This is a genomic window from Shewanella mesophila (assembly GCF_019457515.1).
Classification (GTDB): Bacteria; Pseudomonadota; Gammaproteobacteria; order Enterobacterales; family Shewanellaceae; genus Shewanella; species Shewanella mesophila.
The window spans coordinates 3,350,295-3,374,846 of record NZ_CP080421.1; the positions used below are offsets into that span (position 1 = coordinate 3,350,295).

24 protein-coding genes and 1 pseudogene are annotated in these 24,552 nt (G+C 43.9%); 12 read left to right on the forward strand and 13 right to left on the reverse strand.

Features of this window, described 5'->3' with window-relative positions:
* The first annotated feature begins 40 nt into the window (after positions 1 to 40).
* A complete protein-coding gene (locus tag K0I73_RS14905; protein ID WP_220061850.1) occupies positions 41 to 670 on the forward strand; it encodes a response regulator in 630 nt (209 codons plus the stop codon).
* Positions 671 to 751: 81 nt separating this feature from the next.
* Here K0I73_RS14905 and K0I73_RS14910 read toward each other — a convergent pair whose 3' ends face one another.
* The gene (locus tag K0I73_RS14910; protein WP_220061851.1) at positions 752 to 1,126 is read right to left on the reverse strand and encodes a YacL family protein; all 375 of its coding nucleotides are present in this window, start codon (positions 1,124 to 1,126) and stop codon (positions 752 to 754) included.
* Positions 1,127 to 1,292: 166 nt separating this feature from the next.
* On the reverse strand, positions 1,293 to 2,060 hold the full coding sequence (gene fkpA / locus K0I73_RS14915; RefSeq protein WP_220061852.1) for an FKBP-type peptidyl-prolyl cis-trans isomerase: 768 nt from the start codon (positions 2,058 to 2,060) through the stop codon (positions 1,293 to 1,295).
* 212 nt (positions 2,061 to 2,272) lie between these two features.
* Here fkpA and K0I73_RS14920 point away from each other — a divergent pair, with 212 nt between their 5' ends.
* From K0I73_RS14920 to K0I73_RS14945, 6 genes are all read left to right on the forward strand, one after another.
* Positions 2,273 to 3,229: a WD40 repeat domain-containing protein gene (locus K0I73_RS14920; RefSeq protein WP_220061853.1), complete on the forward strand. Its 957-nt coding sequence runs from the start codon at positions 2,273 to 2,275 to the stop codon at positions 3,227 to 3,229.
* Between the two features lie 9 nt (positions 3,230 to 3,238).
* Positions 3,239 to 3,451: a SlyX family protein gene (locus K0I73_RS14925; RefSeq protein ID WP_220061854.1), complete on the forward strand. Its 213-nt coding sequence runs from the start codon at positions 3,239 to 3,241 to the stop codon at positions 3,449 to 3,451.
* A gap of 117 nt (positions 3,452 to 3,568) precedes the next feature.
* On the forward strand, positions 3,569 to 4,936 hold the full coding sequence (locus K0I73_RS14930) for a COG3014 family protein (protein WP_220061855.1): 1,368 nt from the start codon (positions 3,569 to 3,571) through the stop codon (positions 4,934 to 4,936).
* A gap of 24 nt (positions 4,937 to 4,960) precedes the next feature.
* A complete protein-coding gene (lpoB, locus tag K0I73_RS14935) occupies positions 4,961 to 5,554 on the forward strand; it encodes a penicillin-binding protein activator LpoB (RefSeq protein ID WP_220061856.1) in 594 nt (197 codons plus the stop codon).
* Between the two features lie 111 nt (positions 5,555 to 5,665).
* Positions 5,666 to 8,305 carry an aminopeptidase N gene (gene pepN, locus K0I73_RS14940; protein WP_220061857.1) on the forward strand — a complete coding sequence of 880 codons (2,640 nt, stop codon included), beginning with the start codon at positions 5,666 to 5,668 and terminating at the stop codon, positions 8,303 to 8,305.
* A 198-nt stretch (positions 8,306 to 8,503) separates the two neighbouring features.
* Positions 8,504 to 8,716: a hypothetical protein gene (locus tag K0I73_RS14945; protein WP_220061858.1), complete on the forward strand. Its 213-nt coding sequence runs from the start codon at positions 8,504 to 8,506 to the stop codon at positions 8,714 to 8,716.
* Between the two features lie 55 nt (positions 8,717 to 8,771).
* Here the strand turns inward: K0I73_RS14945 and K0I73_RS14950 are convergent, their stop codons facing one another.
* A complete protein-coding gene (locus tag K0I73_RS14950; protein WP_220061859.1) occupies positions 8,772 to 9,332 on the reverse strand; it encodes a phosphoribosyltransferase in 561 nt (186 codons plus the stop codon).
* 273 nt (positions 9,333 to 9,605) lie between these two features.
* Positions 9,606 to 11,378: an alkaline phosphatase D family protein gene (locus tag K0I73_RS14955; RefSeq protein ID WP_220061860.1), complete on the reverse strand. Its 1,773-nt coding sequence runs from the start codon at positions 11,376 to 11,378 to the stop codon at positions 9,606 to 9,608.
* A gap of 321 nt (positions 11,379 to 11,699) precedes the next feature.
* On the opposite strand from K0I73_RS14955, the gene K0I73_RS14960 reads away from it, so the two are divergent.
* Complete coding sequence (locus K0I73_RS14960) at positions 11,700 to 12,122, forward strand: CBS domain-containing protein (RefSeq protein WP_220061861.1); 423 nt, start codon at positions 11,700 to 11,702, stop codon at positions 12,120 to 12,122.
* Between the two features lie 12 nt (positions 12,123 to 12,134).
* Here K0I73_RS14960 and K0I73_RS14965 read toward each other — a convergent pair whose 3' ends face one another.
* On the reverse strand, positions 12,135 to 12,836 hold the full coding sequence (locus tag K0I73_RS14965; RefSeq protein ID WP_220061862.1) for an LrgB family protein: 702 nt from the start codon (positions 12,834 to 12,836) through the stop codon (positions 12,135 to 12,137).
* Between the two features lies 1 nt (position 12,837).
* Positions 12,838 to 13,278, reverse strand: a complete 441-nt coding sequence (locus K0I73_RS14970; RefSeq protein ID WP_220061863.1) for a CidA/LrgA family protein — start codon at positions 13,276 to 13,278, stop codon at positions 12,838 to 12,840.
* A 106-nt stretch (positions 13,279 to 13,384) separates the two neighbouring features.
* Between K0I73_RS14970 and K0I73_RS14975 the strand changes: the two genes are divergently transcribed.
* On the forward strand, positions 13,385 to 14,278 hold the full coding sequence (locus K0I73_RS14975) for a LysR substrate-binding domain-containing protein (protein WP_220061864.1): 894 nt from the start codon (positions 13,385 to 13,387) through the stop codon (positions 14,276 to 14,278).
* A 49-nt stretch (positions 14,279 to 14,327) separates the two neighbouring features.
* Here the strand turns inward: K0I73_RS14975 and K0I73_RS14980 are convergent.
* Together K0I73_RS14980 and K0I73_RS14985 are read right to left on the reverse strand one after the other, a co-directional pair.
* Positions 14,328 to 14,891: pseudogene (locus K0I73_RS14980) on the reverse strand (peptidylprolyl isomerase); the annotation flags it as partial.
* Positions 14,892 to 15,049: 158 nt separating this feature from the next.
* Positions 15,050 to 15,976: a DUF808 domain-containing protein gene (locus K0I73_RS14985; protein ID WP_220061865.1), complete on the reverse strand. Its 927-nt coding sequence runs from the start codon at positions 15,974 to 15,976 to the stop codon at positions 15,050 to 15,052.
* Between the two features lie 322 nt (positions 15,977 to 16,298).
* Here K0I73_RS14985 and rpiA point away from each other — a divergent pair, with 322 nt between their 5' ends.
* Positions 16,299 to 16,958, forward strand: a complete 660-nt coding sequence (gene rpiA, locus K0I73_RS14990) for a ribose-5-phosphate isomerase RpiA (RefSeq protein WP_220061866.1) — start codon at positions 16,299 to 16,301, stop codon at positions 16,956 to 16,958.
* Positions 16,959 to 17,103: 145 nt separating this feature from the next.
* Complete coding sequence (locus tag K0I73_RS14995) at positions 17,104 to 17,388, forward strand: helix-hairpin-helix domain-containing protein (protein WP_220061867.1); 285 nt, start codon at positions 17,104 to 17,106, stop codon at positions 17,386 to 17,388.
* Between the two features lie 22 nt (positions 17,389 to 17,410).
* Here the strand turns inward: K0I73_RS14995 and K0I73_RS15000 are convergent, their stop codons facing one another.
* From K0I73_RS15000 to K0I73_RS15015, 4 genes are all read right to left on the reverse strand, one after another.
* The gene (locus tag K0I73_RS15000; protein ID WP_220061868.1) at positions 17,411 to 18,388 is read right to left on the reverse strand and encodes a catalase family peroxidase; all 978 of its coding nucleotides are present in this window, start codon (positions 18,386 to 18,388) and stop codon (positions 17,411 to 17,413) included.
* A 399-nt stretch (positions 18,389 to 18,787) separates the two neighbouring features.
* The gene (locus K0I73_RS15005; RefSeq protein WP_220061869.1) at positions 18,788 to 19,162 is read right to left on the reverse strand and encodes a PH domain-containing protein; all 375 of its coding nucleotides are present in this window, start codon (positions 19,160 to 19,162) and stop codon (positions 18,788 to 18,790) included.
* 213 nt (positions 19,163 to 19,375) lie between these two features.
* Positions 19,376 to 21,301, reverse strand: coding sequence for a peptidase U32 family protein (locus tag K0I73_RS15010; RefSeq protein ID WP_220061870.1), 1,926 nt, complete (start codon positions 21,299 to 21,301; stop codon positions 19,376 to 19,378).
* Between the two features lie 125 nt (positions 21,302 to 21,426).
* The gene (locus K0I73_RS15015) at positions 21,427 to 21,744 is read right to left on the reverse strand and encodes a cupin domain-containing protein (protein WP_220061871.1); all 318 of its coding nucleotides are present in this window, start codon (positions 21,742 to 21,744) and stop codon (positions 21,427 to 21,429) included.
* Positions 21,745 to 21,925: 181 nt separating this feature from the next.
* Between K0I73_RS15015 and K0I73_RS15020 the strand changes: the two genes are divergently transcribed.
* Positions 21,926 to 23,614, forward strand: a complete 1,689-nt coding sequence (locus K0I73_RS15020; protein WP_220061872.1) for a sensor domain-containing diguanylate cyclase — start codon at positions 21,926 to 21,928, stop codon at positions 23,612 to 23,614.
* Between the two features lie 86 nt (positions 23,615 to 23,700).
* On the opposite strand, the gene nagB is transcribed toward K0I73_RS15020, so the two are convergent.
* A complete protein-coding gene (gene nagB / locus K0I73_RS15025) occupies positions 23,701 to 24,495 on the reverse strand; it encodes a glucosamine-6-phosphate deaminase (protein ID WP_220061873.1) in 795 nt (264 codons plus the stop codon).
* Between the last annotated feature and the right edge of the window lie 57 nt (positions 24,496 to 24,552).

Here is a 24,552-nt window from a genome sequence, read left to right on the forward strand (position 1 = left end):
TTAATTTTTTATACAGCATACAGCCGCTGGAGAGTTAAAAATGGGCAAACCTTACTCAGTACTCGTTGTCGATGATCATCCTTTATTACGCAGAGGGATCTGCCAACTCATCGCGTCAGACACTGATTTTACTCTTTTTGGCGAAGCGGGTAGCGGATTAGATGCGCTATCTGCCACTGCTGAAGATGAGCCAGATATCGTATTACTCGATCTCAATATGAAAGGAATGACCGGACTAGATACCCTTAATGCCCTGCGGCAAGAAGGGGTTACCAGCCGCATCGTTATTCTCACCGTATCAGATGCCAAACAAGATGTTGTACGCTTGGTAAAAGCAGGAGCCGACGGCTATTTACTTAAAGATACTGAGCCCGATTTATTGCTCGAAAAGCTTAAAAATGCAATGCAAGGTCACAGAGTGATCTCTGAATCTGTTGAGGATTTCCTCTATGAGCTTAAAGATAGTGAAGATGAGCAAGTTTGGATTGATAGCTTAACGCCTAGAGAGTTACAGATTTTAGAATTGCTGGCAGAAGGCAAAAGCAATCGAGTGATCTCCGAGCAACTCCATATCAGCGAAGGAACCGTAAAGGTTCACGTAAAAAACTTACTCAGAAAAGCCAATGCTAAATCTCGTACAGAAATGGCGGTGCGTTACCTAAATCAATAAACTCAGTCAATTGAACCTTGATGGTTTTTAAATAATAAAGGCAGCTAACGCTGCCTTTATTATTTCGGTTTAATGCCAGTCTTAGCGACTGTCCTTAATAAATGCCTGCCAACTATCCAAGGCGGCAGCAAAATCCTCTAAACCACAAAAAGCTTCTGATTCGCCATCATAGAGAGACATGGATTCATCGAGTTCAACCTCATCTTCCATCTCTAACACATTAGCAAATACACGAACTTGTTCACTATCGAGTTCAATCGAAATCGCCTTACCCACAAAACGTTTATCGCTTATTGCACTTTGCTGTAAAAGTAATATAGTGTTTTGTAATTGCTGACATAATTGACTGTCCTCACCCAGCTCATCGACGAACCACAGCCCCATGATCTCATGGTCCATCGAAAAGTTGGCGACTAACGTGCCAGTTAACGTATTACGGCGAAATTCATATTCCATAACCAAAATCCCAAAATAACTATGTGCAAATTTTAACTCAAGCTAATAGGAAATGCGTAGTTATCTCGCGCGGTAAACCAACCTGATGACAAAAGCGCTATCAAACGACTAAATTCCAGACATAAAAAAGGACGCTATGCGTCCTTTTTTGTTCAACAATGGCTTGTTACTTTGCTGCAGCGGCATCAGCCGTTGGCGCTGACGCTTTCTCAATAGAGAGTAATTCGACTTCAAAAATCAAAGTTGAATTAGCTGGAATAGTGCCTGTGTCGCGGTTGCCGTAAGCAAGCTCAGCAGGAATAACGAACTTATACTTAGCACCGACAGACATTAGTTGCACACCTTCGGTCCAACCAGGGATAACGCGGTTTAATGGGAACTTTGCAGACTCTCCACGTGCAATAGAGCTGTCAAATTCAGTACCATCAGTTAACGTACCTACATAATGGACTTCAACTGTGTCTTCTGCAGCAGGCTTTTCGCCTGTACCTGGTGTTAACACTTCATATTGAAGGCCCGATTCAGTCGTAACAACACCTTCTTTCGCCTTATTGGCCTCAAGGAAAGCTTTGCTTTCTGCTTGTGCTTTTTCAGCTAAAGCCGCAGCTTGAGCTTGACGTTTTTGATTCAAGGTTTCATCTAAACTTTGAAGAACCGTTTGCATCTCTTCTTCAGTCAGCTTCAGCTCGTCATTAAGTCCATTACTAAAACCAGTAATAATAAGACTACGATCAACAGGTAGACCTAATTCTTCTTGCTCTTTAATGTGGCCAGACATGTACTTACCAATAGAAGCACCTACACTATACGCTTGCTTTTGCGCGCTAGTTTCTAACTTGACTTCTGGCGCAGTTGTTGTTTTTTCTTCTTGATTACAAGCAGTTAAACCAACCACTGCTAGCGCGACCAGTGAAATTTTGTAAATCGACTTCATTAAAGCTTCCTCAGCATTTTCTTGTGGTTACAATAAGCTTACTTTTATAAGACGAACCACTTTATACTAGTTAATTAACATATACCAATTACATTGCTGATGTTTAATCTAAGCTATATAGATACAACTCAGGATCCAACATAACGTGACGACCATAAACAGCTGAATGCAATAATACTTGAGCTACAGACAATATCTTTAGGGACAAGTTCATGAAAAAAAGCAGTTTGCTGCTAATTTGCGCTATCATCATCACAGCCTGTCAACCAAAGCCTCACTCGACACCGATCATCTATGAACCGAGTTATAGCGCTTCGCTGTCAAGTACCCCAAAATTTTTACTGCTCAGTACAGCAAGCAATAACTTACAACTTTGGGATCTGACAACTAACACCCAGCGTTTCCAATGGTTTCACGGTAAAAACAACGAACAAGCGATCGACACCGCAATCTCAAATAACCTCAGATATGCAGCCTCTCTCAGCCGGGACTCTGTCGCCCTTTGGAGTATTGAAGATGGAGAGTCTTTAGGTTGGTGGTCGCTACCATCCACAGGGCAATCAATTTCGCTGGCCAATACTGGCGCGCTTTTAATTGGCTTAACCGATGGTAGCGTTATGTCACTCGATCCGAAAAGCAACCGCCTGATCAAGTTTCTCGGCCATACAGAGAAGGTCAATAGCGTTGCGATTTCTGATGATGGAATGCTCGCGCTATCTGGGGCAAACGATAATCAGGTGATGTTATGGCATGCACAAACGGGACAACCAATACATCAATGGCCGCTAGCGAGTCGGGTCATTAAGGTGAGTATCAGTCACGATGGTCAATTGGCGTTTGGCTCTGATAGCACCAATCAAGGGATAATTTGGCAGACTCAAAGTGGTCAGCAGTTAAGTCAACTGAAGATTAAACGCCGCACAATGAACTTTTCGGCCGCAAGGTTTACCAATGATAATACAGGCCTACTGACGGGAACGCCTGCGCGCGAGATCATATTTTGGCGAGTATCAAATGGAAAACCGCTCGCTAATTGGCGTGTTAGCCTGACAGAGCATGCCCAAACCAAAGGAGCCGTTGTATACTCTGTCGCTGAAGCGCAAAATAACCAGGTAATGAGCATTAGTAGTAATGGCTTGTTAGAAACCTGGTCAATCCCCGCCCAATAGAGGAAAAGATTGGTGCAACTAGAACAAAGAATTGAAGAACTGGAAATGAAGCTCGCCTTTCAAGAGAGCACCATTGATGCACTCGATGAGCAAGTAATAAAACTCAACGAACTAGTCAATGATCAGCAAGAAAAGCTACGCATGCTCATCAGTAAAATACAGCAGGTTGAGCCTAGCAATATGGCGACTCAAGCAGAAGAGACACCACCACCGCATTACTAATAACGATCCATTTTGCTTATGTACTGATATTGCTGTAAATCGAGCATATAAAAATGAAGGAGTGCTAAATAATATGGCGATAAGTCGATGCCATCCCCCGATTAAGGTACATGGTTAATGAAACCCTTCTTGATTGCTATTTTAGTAAGCTTGAGTGTGTCAGGTTGCGCCTTTAACAGCATCTTCATCAATTATCCTTCGCAAATTGCGCCAATTAAGGCGCAACTCAACTCACAAACGACCACGAATAACTATCAGCGATTCGACGACAAGATCAGTGGTGCCGACGGTCTGCTATACGCTCAGGAAGCTGGCCGCGTCGCTCAGTTAGAAGGTGACTTTGAAGCCAGTAAAAGCTACTACGCAAAAGCCATAACGGCATATGAAAAATTTGATGACAAGGCGCTAATCAGCGCTAGCGATTTAGGCGCTACAGCCAGCAGTTTATTTATCAACGACAACGTTATTCCATACCGTGGGCCAGGCTTTGAGCGGATAATCTTGCATCAATACCAAGCACTCAATTATCTCTTTAGCGGTGATAGCCAAGGCGCACTAGTCGAAGTTCGCCGAAGTAATGAACTCCAAAGCCTAGAACAATCTCGTTATCAAAAATCAAAAACGTCAGTACAATCCATGGCAAATGGCACAATTGATAGTGAAATGGATAGACTCGCGAAAGCAGCGGGTTCTACGACCAGTTCATTTCTAAATGCATACAGCTATTACACTACTGGCCTATTGTATGAAATATTAGGGCAACCAAATGATGCTTTCATCGATTATCGTAAGGCGGCTCAGCTCGCACCGAACAACCCTTATCTTCAACAAGACTTAGTGCGTTTAGCTAAGCAGTTATCTATGCCCCAATATGATGAATTTAAGCGGCGTTGGGGAGAGGCTGAGGCAACTAGCAAGCAGCAGGGGCAAGTCGTCATCATGTTAGAGCGTGGCTTTGTCCCCGAAAAGCAAAGCTTCACAGTCCCCTTTACTGTTCATGGCAACTGGCAAACCGCATCGTTAGCGACCTATTTTCCTGATCGTGCCATAACGAAACCCGGCGAGATCTCTGGTTTAGGGACAGTGTTAAAAGCATCCCCTATCACCAACATCGATGCACTTGCTATTACCGCATTAAAAGAGGAACTCCCAGCCGCTCTAATTAGACAAGCGGCTAGAGTCTATACTAAAGCAGAGATGGCCCAGAGTGTTCAGAGTGAATCCAAGAGGCGCCGTAATGAAATTGATGCGGCCGTAATTGCAATGCAGATTTTCAATGTCGTTACAGAGCAGGCTGATAGACGTAGCTGGCTGACCTTACCAAAGCAAGCGCAAATTGCTAGAAGATATGTCAGCCCAGGCCACTATGAAATAGCGCTCGATCAACGACCACCGCAAAGCATAGAGGTACAAAGTGGCAAAACAACATTAATTTGGATTATAGACACTGGTAATTACACCCGTTTTTATTCAATAATCATCTAATCTACTTATAGGAATCGGTATTTTATGAAAAAGTTCAAGCTTCTTTTTATCATTGCAGTGGCAATCGGTCTCGCAGGCTGTCAATCAAAGGTCCAATACGGTGATGCGACTGAAGTGGAAACCGTGAATGAAAACTTCGGTTCCACCGATCTGCAAGCGATCACGGCTAAGATGGTCGATAGCATGATGACCTTCCCTCCAGTGGTCGCCATGACAGCAAATGATCGCCCCATCATTTTTGTCGACAAGATTAAAAATAAAACCTCAGAGCACATAGATACAGAATCGGTTACCGACTCTATCAGTAATAAACTATTGCGCTCGGGTAAGTTTCGTTTTATCGATATGACTAAAGTTGATGCGGTGCGTAAACAGCTAGACTACCAAAACAACTCAGGCATGGTTGATCCATCGACAGCAATCAACTTTGGGCGTCAAATTGGCGCGCAATTCATGCTATACGGCAATCTATCTAGCATAGTTAAGCAAGATGGCAGTACCAAAGATGTCTATTACAAAATGACTATGCGTCTAATGGATCTTGAAACAGGTCTGATCGAATGGTCTGATGAAAAAGAGATCCGCAAGGTAAAGTCTAAGTCTTTCCTTGGCATGTAATACCTATCGGTATTTAGCTACAACAGTGCTAAAAAGCCAGCAAAAATGCTGGTTTTTTTTATGAGATCGGGTTAAAAATAGCCGCGATATGAGATCATTAAGGACCCCGCTTTGAAACCGATTCAGCTTTGTCTCCTTGGCGTAATGTCACTATTGGTTTCGGCCTGCCAAAGCACTGTAACCCCAAAACAGGATCTCATTATAAATCAAAGTCACTCTATTAGTGCACAGCAAGCACAGCAAGCACAGCAAGCCCAGCAAGCCCAGCAAGCCCAGCAGCGAGCCAAGCGGATAAGTGATCTTGATTACCAGCTCAATCTAACCCTAACTCACCCCAGAGAATTTAGTGGCAGCGCCATTATTAGTTTTAATCTAAGCGATACCGAGCAAGCTTTGGCCCTCGATTTTAACCAAGCTAATGTGACAGCTTTTACCATTAACGGGAGCAAAGTTTATCCCAATTACGATGGCAAACGCTTAAGTATCTCTGCAGCCCTTCTCAGCAGTGGTAAAAACCAAATTAATCTGCAGTTCAACAAGCCATACAGCCGCGCAGATCAGGGCCTGATCCAATACACAGACCCAGTTGACGGCAATACTTACCTCTATTCCCACTTCTTGCCGTCAAGCGCGCAAATGATGGTGCCGCAGTTTGATCAACCCGATCTTAAGGCCGTATATCACTTAACTGTCGCCGCCCCCAATGATTGGACAGTGATAAGCGCTAGTGCATCTAACGCTCAAGTTAAAGGTGAATTAGTGACTCAATGGCAATTTGAGTCAACTAAACCTATTAGCCCTCATAGTTTTTCGCTTCATGCCGGTCCCTACAAACAATGGCAAGTCACACTTGATGAGCTGCCAATCACGCTATATGCTCGCCAATCGATTGCTAATCAAGTCGATTCAACGCAGTGGCTGGAGCAGACTCGACACGCAATAGCCTTCTATCAAGAGCAATTAGGCGTCCCATATCCATTTTCAAAATATGATCAACTGCTGGTGCCCAAACTGCCTCAGAATATGATGGCAAACGCTGCGATAAGCACCTTTGAGGAGTCTATGCTCGACACGGAACAACTTCACTTCCTCGTGTCGCGGGCACTCGCTGAGCAATGGTTCAGCAACCTTGTCACTTTGAGATGGTGGGATGACCTCTGGCTTAGTCAGACTCTTGCCACTTTTATGGCCAACAAAGCGCTCGCAGCTGAGTCCAATCCACCAGCCAACTATCTAGATAAATATAGTTTTTATCAAATCGATGACAGAGATAACAGTCAGCCTATCCAAACCACTATAGCCAGCAGCGAGCTGCTCGATGAAGGCGTTGCACCCAATACCATTAAAAAAGGCGTAGCCCTACTCACCCAGCTTAACTTTCTTGTCGGTGACAAAGCCTTTAACAAAGGCCTCTATCAATACTTGAACCAATATCAGTTTAGCAGTGCCAATCTTCATGAATTTATGGCGAGCCTTTCTGCGTCAGCGAAACGGCCACTCGATAATTGGACAACGGATTGGTTCTATCGAAGTGGCGTCAATCGCATTGAAGTGCAGTATCAATGCAGTAACAACCGCATTAGCCAGTTTTCCCTACACCAAGATCCAAGCAAGGCTAATTCTGTTCTGAGAGAGCAAAAAGTAAAATTAGGCCTATTTACCATAGGTCGCCAAGCACTGCATCCAAACTTGATATCCACTGTCACTTACGATGGCGAAATTACTAACATCAAACGTCTATACGGCGTTAGATGTCCAGATCTTGTTTTCCCAAATTACCAAGACTTAGGCTATGTCAGGGTCAAACTCGATCCTCGCTCACTTGAAACCGCGCTAATTCATCTGCATAAAATTGAAGACACACAGCTGCGGATCATGCTTTGGCAAACCTTGTGGAACGGTGTCCTAGAAGGAGAACTCGCTCTTAATCGCTTTTTGGGGAGCGTGTTAATTAACGCCCCCACTGAGCAAGATCCACAGGTACTAGAGCAACTGATCGACAAACTAGAACAGGCTAAAGCCTTGTTAGAGCAGATGAGTCCGAATCAGCAACGTTATAGCCAAAGAGCACTGCGTGCACTCGAACAGATGAGTCTTCGCCTTACCATGACCCAATCAAATGATAAGATAAAAGGATTATGGTTCGATGCCTATATTAAATTTGCTACCAGCCACGATGCTAAACAACACCTTGCAGCACTGCTCGATGGAACCGAAAAACTCAATGGCATCAACCTCGACCAGACTCAGCGCTGGGCGATTATTATCCATCTCAACCGTTACGATCACCCTGGCGCTCAGCGGTTACTCTTAAAAGAGAAACAAGTTGATAAATCTACAATTGCAGACAAATATGCAATGAGTGCCGAAGTCGTCCAGCCTAAAGCAACTCAGAAACGTCAATGGTTTGAACGTGTGCAACAGCATAGCGCCGATAGTGATCCGCTGATGCTAGATAAGTTAACCCAAGTGATGCGTAAGCTTTACCCTAGTGAACAAAAAGCACTAAGCCAAGCTACGGCTGAACAACGACTAACAGAGCTCATCGAGGTCGATAAACGCAATAGTCCTGATTTTATGAGAGTATATACTCAATATCTTTTACCGATGAACTGCTCATATTCAGGTGTTGCGAGGCTAACACGGATACTCAATAATGAGCCCAACTTGAGCCAAGTCACTCAAATGGGACTTGAGCGCGCCGTACAAGCTGAGAAGCAGTGTTTATTAGTTAAAGAACATCTACTTTAATAAAAAATAGCGCACCTGAACTTAAGATAATTAGTTAATTTAACGAGTTATTAACAAAGAACAAAATGGCTATTAGGGTAATAGCTATTAAATAAATAAGATAAAACCAGCCCAAGCTTTACTTGGTGCTATAGATAGTCATTAATACCAATCCATATAAGAAAGTTTATAAAAATTAAAGTTAAAGGGAGAATAACAATGGGACCTTTTGAAATTGCCGCAATAGCGATTATCGGCGGTTTTGCCATCAGTGGTTATAAGGAATATAACAAACGCCACGCCAATGTAGAGAATCAGCAAATAGACAACTTAAAAGTTGAACTGGCAAAGCTAAAAGATCGCGTCGTGACCCTAGAGAAAATCGTCACAGATAAATCTTATCAACTCAGTGATGAAATTGACCGCTTATAACAAAAAAATGCCACCTACATTAGGTGGCATTTTTCCAACTAAAACCTAATGGCGCTTAAACAAATAGATGCTTAATATTCTTAAGGTCGCCTTTCCCTTCTGCAAGTTCTTCTGGCGATAAACCAGACACTTCGTGAGGGAATACCAGCCACTCTTCAGACTCATGAATAAAATAATCAGGTTTTAATTCAACGGCAGTATTCTTTGGCTTGTAATAAGGACAAGCAATACGCACGTCTGTAGGCATGTTTAGACGCATCAGCTCTTGTAACTTCTCTTTTAATGCATGGATACTGCGACCAGAATCAAACACATCATCTACGATGAGCAGACCATCATCCGCATTGGCATTTTCAACAATATAGTGCAGGCCATGTACTTTAATCTGCTTACTTTGTTGATTAATGCCATAGTAGGACGAGGTACGAACGGCAATATGATCGGTATCAACCTTCTTAAAATCAAAATACTCTTGAACTGCAATACCAATAGGGGCACCTCCGCGCCAAATCCCAACGATAAATTGTGGTCTGAAACCACTTTCATAAACCTGTGCCGCTAAGCGAAAAGAATCCTCAAGCAGCTGCTGAGCAGTAATAAAGTGTTTTTCAGACATCAGACCGTCCCCATCTTGTGATATTTAGCGTTATGAGTAGGTAAAGAACTAATCGAACAGATTAGCTTTCGCCCAAATTCAACGTAGCACAATTAAACCGGATTGATGCTCAAAACGATTAAAAATTGACAACGAGATTTTGGAGCTGGATTTTATACTAAAACCCGCCAAACTGCAGAACTAAATAGTGAAATGTCGATGTTGAATTGACTTTTAGTCAAAAAATAAAAGCCGCCAAGGGCGGCTTTTAGCCTCAAATCATCACGAGCTCAACTAAGCCGCTGTGATTTTGGGTTCACCCAGCTGAGTCACCGCAGCAAAATGCTTATCTGTCGCTTCATTAAACTCGACAGACATCAAGGTATCGACATAATGCCAATCACTTCTGACTTGGGTTTTATCGAAGGTCAGCAACATAAACCCGCGATCACGCAAGTTGGTGTACTTTAGACCATCAACGAGATCGACAATACCCGCTTCTGTCACTGTTTGCTGATCCGCTTCTATTCCCAAATAATACTCGAGTCCCGGAGATGAAACCGAGCTGGTCGCAAACTCAACACCAACAAGGTCACCATGAGAGTCTAATATCTCATTAGCCCAGGCATTATGAGTATCTCCAGCAATAACAACGAGGTTAGCACCAGCGGATTTAGCCGTCGCGAGAATAACCTCTCGCTCATAAGCATAACCATCCCAAGCATCTAGGTTATAAGGGATCGATGGCAACTGTAGCAGTCCCATCACCTCAGGCGTTAGCTTATGCTGATTACCAATCAAATAGCTGTATTCCTGCGCGGTTAATGTCGGATCATTCGCTGCGGCGCGGCCAGCAAGTTGTGCTAAAGCCCCCAATTCTGCGTATTGGTATACACTCAGCTTTTGTGTCGCTATCGCCGCAGGCAACATCATGGTGCCCATTAACACTTGTTGCCCTAGCACCTGCCATTTAGCGGTTGAAGTCAGTAAATTAGCTTGAAGCCACTGTAATTGATCCGCTCCAAGCATGGTTCTGTCACTGCTAGTCACATCAGCCATGAAGCGAGCACTATCCATACTGTTAGTGGCATCATCGATGTAGTCGGCATAATCTAACTGCTTGTCACGCGCCAAAAGACGAGTATCAAGCATATGTAAATCAACGAGATCCCCAAAACTAAATGAACGATAGATCTCTTCATGGTTCCCCTCTGCCCAAGGACGAATAGGTAACCACTCAAAATAGGCCTGAAGCGCCGCTTCTTTACGCGCTTGGAAATCCCCTTCACCCTCATTATGATTTTCGGCGCCGTCAGCCCACGAGTCATTAGCGACTTCATGGTCGTCCCATACGGTGATGAAAGGCACCTTTGAGTGCAGACCCGAAAGCGATGTATCACTGCGATATTGCCCATAGCGAGTACGGTAATCTTCAAGGGTTAATAACTCTCCTGCAGGCAACACCTCTCGACCAAGAGTGGCTGCATTTTCACTGGCATAGCCACCACGCCCATACTCATAAATATAGTCACCAAGATGCACCACAGCATCGAGAGAATCGATCTGGCTGGCTAACTGATATACGTTGAAATGGCCCGCTGGAAAGTTAGCGCAAGACATCACGGCTAACTTGACACTATCTACGACGCCCTCGGGTAAAGTCTTAGTCAATCCGACATCAGAGGTCTTATCAGCCGCTTTAAATCGGTAGTAATAGTGAGTACCAGAATCTAAACCAATAGCATCAACTTTAACGGTGTAATCACGATCTCTACTAGTCACCGTCTCACCGTTGCCGACTAAATCGGTAAATTCGGCATCTGTCGCGATCTCCCAGCTAACGCTGATATCGGCGTCGACAGCGGGTGTTACTCGCGTCCATAAAATTATGGCACTATGTGTTGGATCGCCACTAGCTACACCATGATAAAACTGCACCTCAGTGCTCGATGTATCATCATCTTTATCACTGCTAGAACACCCCATGAGTCCGTATGAGACGACTGCGGCGCCAACACCTTTAGCCGACATTGCCAAAAAGTCTCTGCGCGAATAATTTGTTTTCATTGTTATTCCTTTAATTGAACCGATTATCCCTTCAGATCTCATCTCACATCTTGTGAGCTTGATAACTACCGCATAGAAAGATAAACAGGCATTATTATTTTTATTCCTGGTAAGAGGTCTAATGACCTCTAATTATCAATGACTAATATTGCAGATTTATTATTCAACGGCAACTTTCAAACTTTCGAGAACAAATTACAACGCCTGCAGCGAAAACTAGATCGCTCATTACTCCCCTAATAAAAAACAGGCCTTAGGAAACAGGACGATATTCAACAAAACTGTTATGCTTCATCTACCGACATGTTGAGGGAACAAACAATGAAAGTTAGTGACATTATGACTACTGAGCCTGTCTGCATCAGCGATCAGGCCACCGCAAAGGACGCACACCTGTTAATGCAAAATCGGGGCGTAAGGCATCTACCGGTTATCAGCGAAGAAAGTGGCGATTTAGTTGGCATACTCACCCACAAGAAGATGATATCAACCGTAGTCCATATGCTGACACATTACGGGAGTGAGGCATTAGATAGAAAAGAGCGTAAAACCTTAGTTAAAGAGATCATGGAGTCTGAGTTTCAAAAATTGACTTTAGATGAACCTTTAGCCGTAGTTATTGATTACTTTATTGATAACAAACTTGGCTGCCTGCCTGTGATTGATGAACAACACAAGATAACGGGGATTGTTACCTCATCCGATTTCGTTAAATTATGTGCCAGACTACTAAAATCCCAATAGCACAATAAACACCTATATTAAGATGCAGGCAAAAAGTGGCGCGACCATAACCATAGTTATCCCAGTCAAAATCATGGTGAGGCTGGCAACAACGCCCTCCTCTTGTCCAAGCTCTGCGGCTTTTGCCGCGCCAACACCATGAGCCGACGCCCCTAAGGCTGCGCCCTTCGCCAGAGGGCTTCTAACTTTTGCCAATTTAAAAATCGGCCCACACAGCAACATCCCCAGTACGCCAGTAACTAACACTAACATTGCCGTCAAATCGGGAACGCCACCAAATGCTGATGTGGCTTCTAAAGCAAATGGCGTAGAGACCGAACGAACCAACATACTGTGAGATAATTCGGGGGGTAAATAGATCAATTTCACTAACAACCACGAAGAAAGTAACCCAACAAGTAAGCCTGTTATTACACCTAAACTTATGGTCAATGGATAACGTGCGATCAACCGTCGCTCTCTATAAATGGGCAAGGCAAAGGCTATTGTCGCCGGCGCCAACAAGGCACTTAAGTAATGGCTATAAACAAAATAAGTTGGCAGAGGGATCGCAAATAACACCACCAAAGTGAGTAAGCTTATCGGGGTTACAATCATCGGAGATAACCACCACTGACGAAAAGTCCGATATAAGCGTTTACTGGCAAAGTAGCACACTAGCGTGACTAATAAGCACAACACGGCAACACTTTGGGAGGAGAGATACTGCAACATATTAGTGACCCGCTACCTTAGAATGCCCAATCGGAGCAAAGACTCTTTTGGCGCGATTATGACGTCGTTCAAAGCGAAACACTCTATCGATAACAAACCCTGTTATCAGTAAAACACACACACTTCCCAGCACTAAGGTCAGCATCAGACTGACGCCATATTGTTCAAATAGTGGAGCATAATGGATAGAGGCGACCACTGGCGGAATAAAAAACAACAGCAGCTCCCCTAACAACCAAGCCGCTCCCACAGCCACAAATCGCTCGGGCAGCCAATTGAGTGCCAACAAGCATAATAGCCCACCTAAACCGACGACACTGCTCGGGATAGGCAGAGAAAAAACATCGACTAACCATTGCGCCGATAACGCAATTAAACAAAGTAAGCTGACTTGCAGTAATACCTGAAGAAGACGTTTTAATGATAGAAAAGAGGTACTCATAGCGTGATTTAAAGCCGAAATAATATTGATAGGATAATTTTACGCTTGTATTTTTGATAAAAAAAATGAATATTATTTATAAATTAAATAACTAAAAGAAATCAAAATGGATCTGAAGGCGCTACACTATTTTGTAGAGATCGTTAACTGCAAAGGATTTAACCGTGCAGCGGCTAAGATCCATATTAGTCAGCCTGCGCTGTCTAAATCGATAAACCAACTAGAAGCCGAGTTAGAACTTCCACTGTTGATGCGCGGAAAACGAGGAACAGCGGTCACGCTAACCACTCACGGCCAATTGGTTTATCAATACGCGCAAAAGCTATTAGATACCAAGCGTGAACTATTCACAGAACTCGACGCGCTTAAAGGGTTAAATAAAGGTGAGTTAAAGCTTGGGCTTGCTCCACTTGGCAGTGCCGAGCTTTTTGCTCCTATCATCGCTAAATATCGCCAACGCTACCCGCAAATTCACACTCAACTCTTAGTACGTGGCGGAGTAGAGCAAACATCGGCGCTCAAACAGGGCGAGATAGAACTGGCGACAGGCATCATCGAACTCAATCAAGAATTTGAAGGAATAGCGATTCATACCGAGCCAATGGTGGTGGTTTTACCTAGCCTGCATCCGTTAGCTAAAAAGACTGAGATCCCCATTAGCGCATTAGATCGCTGCGCTCAAATTCTATTTGAGCCTGAGTTTTCACTCCATGAAATGGTCATCAATGCCTGTAGTGATGCCGCCGTAACCATAGATAACCCGACTCATGTTAATCAGCCAGAGTTTGGTATTGCCTTGGTTGCCGCAGGAATTGGCGTCATGCTATTGCCTAAGTTCATTGCCGAGCGCTATCAACTCGAGGGCGTAGTTAGTCGTCAATTGACAGAGACTTCACTTAACTGGCGCATGAGCCTATTTTGGGAAAAAGATAAACCACTTTCGTTTGCCGCAAATGCGATGATCGATCTGCTGAAACTGCATCTCAACGAAAAACCATAAAATAAACGCCGTATGAATTAACGGCATCGAATAAAAATCATTCTTAAGGTTAAAGATTGGGGCATTGAATATCGGTCACAGGGACATCACTGCGACCATTTTGATTTGTAGTGGCACCAATACTTATCTGGTCTACCACCTCCATCCCTTCAATGACCTTACCAGAAACAGCATACCCATAACTGCTGACACTTTGGTCTAAATGGGCATTATCAAGCGTATTAATGAAAAACTGTGGGGTAGCGGAATTCGGGTCATTTGTCCGTGCCATAGCAATAGTGCCTCGAGCATTGGTAAAACCAACATTGGCTTCATTCACAATTGCTTCAAAGCCGGGTTTGGCAACTAAACCTTTAGTAAAACCACCACCTTGGATCATAAAGTTATGGATCACGCGATGAAAAAGAGTGCCATCATAAAAGTTGGCCTCTACATAACGGGCAAAATTTTTCCCCGTAACCGGGGTATTAACAATATCAATAGCTAAGGTGATCTCGCCTAAACTGGTACTCATTAGATAGCATAGGTCGCTAAACGGCTCAGGCGTTAGAGTCGGCTCAGGTGCCGGGGTTGAACTATCATCACTAGGACCTGAACCGCACGCCGATAATGCAAAAAATCATCAAGACAACAACCGCTAATGTTCTCATTTTTGCTTACCAACCTCTTTAATATTTGAAAAAACACTCAACTGCTACGGCTTAAAAAGTGATAAAATCACATATAATACAAGTTGTTATGAAAACACCACCAGCTTGAGTTCATTAATGACTATTTCAATCCTAGTTTGCCAATGAGAGACATCAACAACAAAACAATCGCGCCAGCTATCACCCCAAAAAGAGAGTTGAGTAAACTCGGTGTTAGCATTGATAAGAATGGACCAATCACGATCCATTGCGCCACCAACGATGCCCAAAGGTTAAATTGCTCACCGATAATATGGATACCATGGGTCAGGATGCCGCCCCCCACCATAAACATCGCAATGGTGCCGACAAGGGTTAACCCCCGCATTAAATAAGGTGCGGCATTAACTAATCCACCACCTATCCAGCGCCAAAAACGCGTGAGTCCCCCTTGCCCCTGTCGCTGACTCAAATAGAGCCCGGCATCGTCAAGTTTGACGATGCCTGCAACCAATCCATAGACTCCTATGGTCATCAACACAGCTATCACACTCAGAGTGACCACTTGAGTTAAAAAGCTACTCTCTGCAACCACCCCTAGAGTGATAGCAATAATCTCTGCTGAAAGCACAAAATCGGTACGAATGGCACCTGCGACCTTCTCCTTCTCGAAAGCCTTAAGATCACCAACAGCCTCAACGAGTTCTGCGTGGCTCATCTCTTCTTGCTGCTTATGCACCATTGAATGATATAACTTTTCAAACCCCTCATAACAGAGAAATAAACCACCAAGCATCAATAATGGCGTTACCGCCCAGGGGATAAAGGCACTAATTAACAGTGCGGCAGGCACCAAAACACACTTATTACGCAACGATCCTTTAGCCACCGCCCACACGACAGGCAACTCTCTGTCGGCGTTGACCCCCGACACTTGTTGGGCATTGAGCGCAAGATCATCCCCCAACACGCCAGCTGTTTTGCGCGCAGCGACCTTACTCATTAATGCCACATCATCCAAGATTGCAGCAATATCATCTAGCAAGGTTAATAAACTTGCACCAGCCATTTTTTCTCCTAATTCCTTTTATTATCTAATAACGAAGCATCTCTGTAGTCGCTAACCTACTCTGCTCAAGCCATTTTTACCAGTCCCAGCGATATCAACAAGCTGCCCACTGCAAAATGGTGCGGGCTAAATATAAACTAAGCAGGTTCAGTTAAGCGCACAATAGGTTAAGCGTACTAAAGCTGCTCGTGACGGGAGACCACTTCCGAATGAAACAAAAATACTGCTAAATGAAACAAACTGAGTCATTTGACATATCCCCGACGGCAACTAAAGGTATAATAATGCCAAAATGATTCGTTTATCCTTATAGGAACTCCTCATGACTCAAGATGAAATGAAAAAAGCGGCCGGTTGGGCAGCACTAGAGTACATTGAAAAAGACACTATTGTCGGTGTTGGTACCGGTTCAACGGTTAATCACTTTATTGATGCTCTAGCCACCATAAAGGCTGACATCGAAGGCGCGGTATCTAGCTCAGAAGCCTCTACCGAAAAGATGAAGGCATTAGGCATTCCGGTATTTGACCTTAACTCGGTCGATGAGCTGTCTGTCTATGTCGATGGTGCCGATGAGATCAACGGCCACATGGACATGATAAAAGGAGGCGGTGCCGCTCTAACCCGCGAGAAAATCGTTGCAGCCGTTGCCGAAAAATTCATCTGTATCGTCGATAACACCAAAGAAGTCGACGTTCTGGGTGAGTTCCCACTACCCGTTGAAGTGATCCCAATGGCTCGCTCTTACGTGGCGCGCGAACTGGTAAAACTTGGTGGCGATCCTGTTTATCGTGAAGGTGTTATTACAGATAACGGCAACGTGATCCTTGATATCTACAACATGAAGATCGTTAGCCCGAAAGAGATGGAAGAAAAGATTAACCAGATCGTCGGTGTTGTAACTAACGGCCTATTTGCCCAGCGCGGCGCCGATGTATTGCTCGTGGGGACACCTGAAGGCGTTAAAACGGTTAAGCTATAAACCCCAGTCGCAATAAGAAAGCCACTCATGGAGTGGCTTACTCTTTATAGCTAGCCCTATTCGTCAGAGGTTACTCACTGATAAACAAGACAGCATAGGTAATAGCCAGTAAACTGGTTCCCCGCCCCGAATAAAGGTCGATAAGATGAAATCCAGATACAAGCAAGTTAGCGATCTAACATCGATCCCCAATGTCGGCAAGGCAACAGCAGAGGATCTGCATCTGCTCGGGTTGCATAATCCTGACGCACTGATTGGCCAAGACCCCTACCAGATGCACCAGCGACTAGAGGCCATTACAGGCAAGCGTCATGACCCCTGTGTTATCGATGTCTTTATTGCCGCTGTACGTTATATGGAGGGACACGACGCCAAAAACTGGTGGGACTACACCGCCGAGCGTAAAGCCTATCTAGCGAGCCCGAAGTAATCCCACACAAGCACTCAGCTATCTAGTTGCCGGAGAGTCGCTTACCAAATGAAATGGCATACACAGTGGAGCGTAACCTTAATACAGGGTCATCACTCGGCTCAATTCCCTTAGAAAGCACGTTAGGATCATAGTTAATCCCATCACAGCGGTTGTCACCACTTTGATTGATAGTTTGCAGACCTAAACTGATGGTTTGGCGATCTTTTGGCCAAAACTGTGAAGGATCGTTTGTGACATCATCCTCATATCCAATAATAGCGTGCAGCTCAAACAGCACACTACCGGTGCTCAACTCTTGCTTTAACTTGTCAGCTAAAAAGGTTGGTGGAAGCTGCTTCATCTGCTGTTCCGTCAAGGCTAGCTCGCCCGCAACGGGTGCAAGCTGCCACTTGAATTTAGTTTTATCACCTTTATCATCGACAAAATTAAAACTGTGGATGCCATAGTATTGCACGCGCGAATATGAACTTGGTGGATTATGACTTTGCAACCAATTAAATTGAGCTTGTGTACTTGGATGCTCTTGGCGATATTGCTTTACCTTAGCAAAATCAATACGACCTTGCTCGTTAGGCACCAAGGTTTGCAGTAATCCTAAAAAGGTTTGTGGATCTTTACCTGGAAACACTGGAGTGGTTAAGCCTGCAATATTATGAACCCTGCCATCAGGCAGCTTAAACTGAACGCCAACGCCTCTAGGACTGCGCTCAGTTTCATTGGCTGCCGGATTTCCACCCGCCATTGAAAAACGAATGCTCGCCTTTACACTTTCAGCTGTAAACAACGCACTACTTGAATATTGAAGCGCTGCGGTCGAGGGGGCAAACTCACCGACGACGCAGACGCCTTTTGCATGCCCCTTCCTGACACCTGGTTGCTTCCCTGAAAGCTGCTCAAACACCTGGATAAAGTCATTACCCTGCACCTCGGCACTCGCTGTCTGACCAAGTAGTAAGGTTGGCAGGAATAAAAAAGAAAGCTTTGCTAATTTCACCATCAAATGAGTCTCCGAGAACTGTTGCCGCATTCACTAAATTAGTATCGAGCCAAGTAAGACCGTAGCGCTTGAGATTACCTTTCCAATAAAACAAAATTTAGCTCACATACAGGCATAATTAGATACGGTTTCAGCCGATTCCCTATTCGACGACTATGGTACCAGCACAGAAAATTCCGCCTTTGGCCGAACGCTAATCATCAAGTCTCACCTCATGCAGCCTCCTCGCCATAGACAACTCGCTGCTCAATGGCCTCACTAATTTGAGTACTGCAACCTAATTGAGCTAGATAAGCAGCTCGGCCAGAGAAAAGTAATCTGCCAAGAGCGGCTTTGGACGCCTAACTGGCAACAAAAAGCCCAGACATAGGCCTGGGCTTATTCGCGTCACTATGAAGATTAGAGTGAGAAATTAGCTATGGTCTTCTGAATACCGACCACATCGGTGCCTTTCTTCAGCTCTTTAACTAACGGCTCTTTCTGACCGGAGATCCACAGTTTTAACTCGGAATCCATATCGAAGCTACCAGCGGTTTCCACCTCAAAATGGGTTATCGCTTTATAAGGCACTGAGTGATAACTGACTTTTTTGCCTGTCATCCCCTGCTTATCGATGAGGATAAGGCGCTTGTTAGTGAATACAAACATATCGCGCAGTACACGATAGGCCAATGCTAACTGCTCATTATCGCCCAAAATTGGACCTAACTCTTCCGCCAGCTCATCTAAATTTACCTCTGAAGCATTGCCCATTAACGCATCGAGTAATCCCATAGCCATTATCCTTAGTCTAGGCCGCGATAGCGACAAAAAATATATAGGTGTTTAACTTACCGATAAAAAACCAATTGTCCAATAGCCAATGGGCAGTATTTGTTATCGACATAACTAGCCGCTAATAGATACTTGATTCATCTCGGTCAGTTAACTACTTCTATAAAAAAATCGCCAATTGGCGATTTTTTAAGGGTTAGATAATTCTAGCAATTAGTCGCTCGATTTAACCTGGCGATTTTCTGCGACCACCAGCATCTCACACTTAGGGCAATCAAAGACCAGCTTTAATACGTCTTTACCTATCTCCAACACCATAGGGTCAGCTTTAATCCCCGGCACCTCTTTTGGACACAGATTAAAATTAAAGCGTAAACAATGTTTAGTGACCATTAATGGCACATCTTCGGTCACGCCATTTTTTTCATAGGTATCTTGAATGTCGATAACGCCATGGCGAGTATAAAAGTCTTTAGCCTTTTCATTGGCGACATTACCCAAATAACTTAGGTGTTTAACCGGATAAGTCGCTTCTTGGTTATATTTCCATGCTTTTGGACGCTGATAACCATCAACTCGCGCCAGCTCTAATGCCGCAACCGTGTCACGACGTAATCCATTTAGCATTGAAGTGGGGATAAACCAGGTTTGTGCGGTCTCGATGGCGATCTTACGCGCCTTGAAATCAGTACTGCCTAACTTAGCCAGTTGCTTACGCAGCCCCAGCTGTGTTTTCTCCACATCGGTTGCCACTGTTTTTTCAACCACTAAAGACTGACTAACGCTGTGACCATAGCAGTCGGTCATGGTTAAACATACGCCGTCGTCGGTATCGGTTAACTGCAAGTCGACCTCTATAACGCGCTTAGATGACTCTTTAGCTAATACCGCTTCAAATGCCTGATTGTGATTACGATAAATGGTCATCCCCACCTGTAACTCTTTCGGGACGCGAGTAAGATGCAACTTAAGGCCTTCGGCGCGATTAACCCGCATCCCTTTTAGCTTGTCATCAGACTGCTTAGCTTCGGTAAAATTACTGGTAAAGAAACATAAGCCATCGCCATTATTGAAGCTTTCTTCTGAGATCACCTCGATAAAGTCACTGCCAATGCGTTTCACCTTGGCAACTTCTTCGCCGATGTACTTTGGCGAGCGGAAGTCATTCATCCCTTGGCTGCGCTCATGGACGAAATAATCAGTCTTGCCGCGGTTAAAGGTTTTCTCTGGATCTGGGATAAAGTTATGCTCACAACGACCATGTGACGAGGCTGTAAACTCTGGGCGTCTCGCGATAATTTTATCTAGCTCTTGGCGATAATGGGCGGTGACATTTTTAACGTAACTTAAATCTTTGAGGCGGCCTTCAATCTTAAATGACCGAACACCGGCGTCGATAAGCAGCTCTAGGTTGTCGGTTTGATTGTTATCTTTCAACGATAACAGGTGTTCATTCTGTGCTAACACTTCACCCTGGCGAGTTTTTAAATCCCCCGGTAAACGGCACAGTTGCGAACATTCACCGCGGTTGGCGCTGCGGTTACTAAAAGAGTGACTGAGGTTACACAGGCCACTAAACGCAACACAAAGGGCCCCATGAATGAAAAACTCAATTTGCATGTTGGTATTGGCGGCAACATCGCGGATCTGACTTAAGCCAAGCTCCCTTGCCAATACCACTTGAGAGAAGCCCACCTGCTCAAGAAAAGCAACCTTCTCTGGACTGCGATTGTCCATCTGAGTACTTGCATGTAACGCAATAGGGGGAATATCAAGTTGCAAGATCGCCATATCTTGCACAATAAGTGCATCGGCACCCGCCTCGTAGACCTCCCAGATCAATTTCTCTGCTGCGGCTAACTCGTCATCCATCAAGATGGTATTGATCGCAACAAATACCTGCGCATGATACTGATGAGCAAATTCACATAAGCGGGCAATATCTTCAACGCTGTTACCCGCTGTCGCACGGGCTCCAAAGGCTGGCCCGCCAATATAGACTGCATCCGCGCCATGTTTAATCGCTTCGATACCGTAATCGGCATTCTTAGCTGGAGCTAACAGTTCGAGGCGATTAGACTGTACCTTGACTGGTGCTGGCGATACTGAATCTGGGGTGAAAATCTCAGGCTTGTCCATGGGGGTCTCAATCAGCTCACTGTTAGATAGAAAGTTGGATAAAAATTAGCGCGCGATTATAACAGATCTAGCTCACAGATCACGGTTATCATAGCCAGATTTTAGTCGTTTTTAATGGATCGAGCTTAATAATGCACAGCTAACCAGAGAGTGGGTTCGCTTTCACTCGTCCAACAAACTCTGTGCTTACAGCGGGAAGGAATGGTTATATGATCTCCCTTATGAAGGTGAACCACCTGTGAATCATCAAATACTAGCTTGGCTTCACCTTGTAACACCATGACCCACTCGCTGCGATCTTGGCAGTACCATTGCCCCTTAGGCGTTACATGAGCCATAGAAATAATACGTTCAATAACAATGCCACGCTGATCCACAATAGGCTCAAACACCTCACAAGTTAAATCATCTGGTAACGTACTAAATATATTATGTTTTTCCACCTTAACAATCCCCTATCCCAAATAGCCACTAAACAAGTGCAAAAAAACCCATGAAAAATCAACACATTCTAGGTTAAATGCTATGTTTGTGTTAAAAATGATCTCAGGACTATTACATTCTCTACAACGTACCTCAAATAGATTTGGTGACGCCAACTATAACTTTTATTAAAGAATAACCATGACCTTTAAATGGACTTCATTCTATCTATTATTAGTAGGTACGCTAACTTGTTTGGTACCTAGCAACGCCTATTGCTTAAATATAAATGACCACTATACCGACTCGATTAGCGAGCGGTTTTCCACTAAAGAAGCCCAAGAACAACTTTCTGCAGAGCAAATATTAGCTAGCTACCTGAATGGCGAATTTCACCAAATTGAAAACAATGTCGCCAATTTTGGTATAAATTCAACACCTCATTGGCTTGCTATAAGCATTCGTAATCCAGAACGGTTCACAATAGAGAGACAACTTACCGTAAGTAACTCTTGGCTTGATAACATTGAGTTCTATTTTTACTCCCCAAACGGCAAGTTCCACAAGTTAGTGCGGGGAGATCATCTACTCTTTTCTCAACGGGGTAACAATCAACGATTCTTTAATATTGACTATGGGTTTCCCCCTGGCATCACCCATCTACTCATTCGTGTAGAGTCAATCGACCCCATGTTAGTACCCATATATTTTCAAGATGAAAATGAATCCGTAGCTCGTCAACTTTTTGATAGTTATAGCTACGGTTTTCTGTATGGCGCAATATTCTGCCTATTGGCATATAACGTGATGCTATTTATCGGACTAAGAAATGTAAGTTACTTTTATTATTCGTTGTTTTTACTTAGTTTTATGATTCTCAATATGGCCTATACAGGTCATGGATATCAATGGTTATGGTCTGAAAATATTCAATGGCAACAACTTGCAAACCCTCTATTAATGGGAATGTTTAACCTATTTGGCTTACTCTTTGCGCTTCATTTTTTATCTATCAAAAGGCTGAGTCCATTGCTATATAGGAGTGTACTAAGCCTATGCGCCATCTTCTTATTACCACTCATTATTATCTTAGCAATGGGTGAACAGGCCATTGCCTTATATATTGCATTTGTCTTTATGTTACTGTTTTCAATATTGATGTTGATATTAGGTATGTTTGCCATAAGAAGAGGAAACAGTAACGGCAAACTGTTTTTACTCGCCTCTATCACCTCAATGCTTGGCACAGCTTCCACAGGAATAACGGTTTGGGGACTGATTCCCTATACCACATTGAGCTACCGAGCTGGTGAAGTGGGTATGTTAGTCGATATGACATTATTAGCTTTCGCATTAGCACGACAATTTCGTAACATCGAAAATGAAAAACTCCACGCTCAATATATGGCTAAGCTCGACCCGCTTACAGGCCTTAATAATCGCCGAGCCTTTTATGAGTTAATGCCCCAATTGTGGCAACAAAGTCAACCTAAGCAGGGCTTGAGCCTTGCCATGATCGATATCGACTACTTTAAACAGATCAACGATAGATTCGGTCATTCCTGTGGTGATTTAGTGCTAGCTAAGATTGGCTCAATTTTAATGCAGCAGTTGAGACAAAAAGATGTGGCTGTAAGATGGGGAGGTGAAGAGTTCTTGCTGGTTTTTTATAACACAAAATTAGCCGATGCGATTGTCATCGTTAATGAGTTTGCTGCACAAATACAGCAATATCCGTTTGCTAAAGGAGATGAAACCTTCAATATCACCATAAGTGCTGGTGTCGCTTATGGCACAAGTAATCAATGTACTTTAGGCCAACTTATCGATAGAGCCGATGAACTCCTTTATTTAGCTAAGCATGAAGGACGCAACCAGCTGCGCTTCTAAAGCATCAGTCTAATCGGCCTCAAGGTGCTCAGGTTAAAAAAACCTAAACAGAGCAACCTGAAGCCAAACTATTCATCGAGTCATCACTAGGATTTAGCCAAGCTTGCTCGTAACTTTTGATTCTCAACTTCTATATGTCTATAAAAATCGCAATCGCTTAATTTTGAAGCGGCGGCTTCATCCAATACTAATACCGCATTTCGATGTAACTGCAGTGCAGAAGCTGGACAAGATGCACTTAACGCTCCCTCAACCGTCGCCTTGATCGCATCAGCCTTATTATCACCGGTGGCTAAGAGTACCACTTTCTTTGCGTCCAAGATGGTACCTATCCCCATGGTGATCGAGAGATGAGGTTGATATTCACCTTCACTAAAGAAACGCGCATTATCATCGATTGTCGCCTTTGTTAGTGTCTTCACTCGTGTACGAGACATTAAGCCTGAAGAGGGTTCATTGAAACCAATATGCCCGTTACGCCCAATCCCAAGGAGCTGAATATCGATCCCACCTGCTTCAATGATTTGATTCTCATAACGCTCACATGCCTCTATAGGATCTTGGGCATCACCAGGCGGAACAAAGGTTTGGCTCTTATCAATATCGATATGGTCGAAGAGCTGCTCATTCATGAAATAACGATAACTCTGTGGATGAGAACCATCTAGGCCAAGATATTCATCGAGATTGAAACTCTTTACCTTAACAAAGGAGACCTCTCCAGCCTGATTAGCATTGATAAGTTGTCGATATAGCGACATTGGTGTCGAGCCCGTCGCCAATCCAAGCACTGAATCAGGCTTAGCCTGCAGTTGCTCAATAAAGATATTCGCTCCATATTCGGCGACTTCTACACTATTTTTCAGAATAACAATTTGCATATTTTTGACTCATTCAGCCTTAAGCAACACAGATCGATGCCGCCAGAGATTAATGCC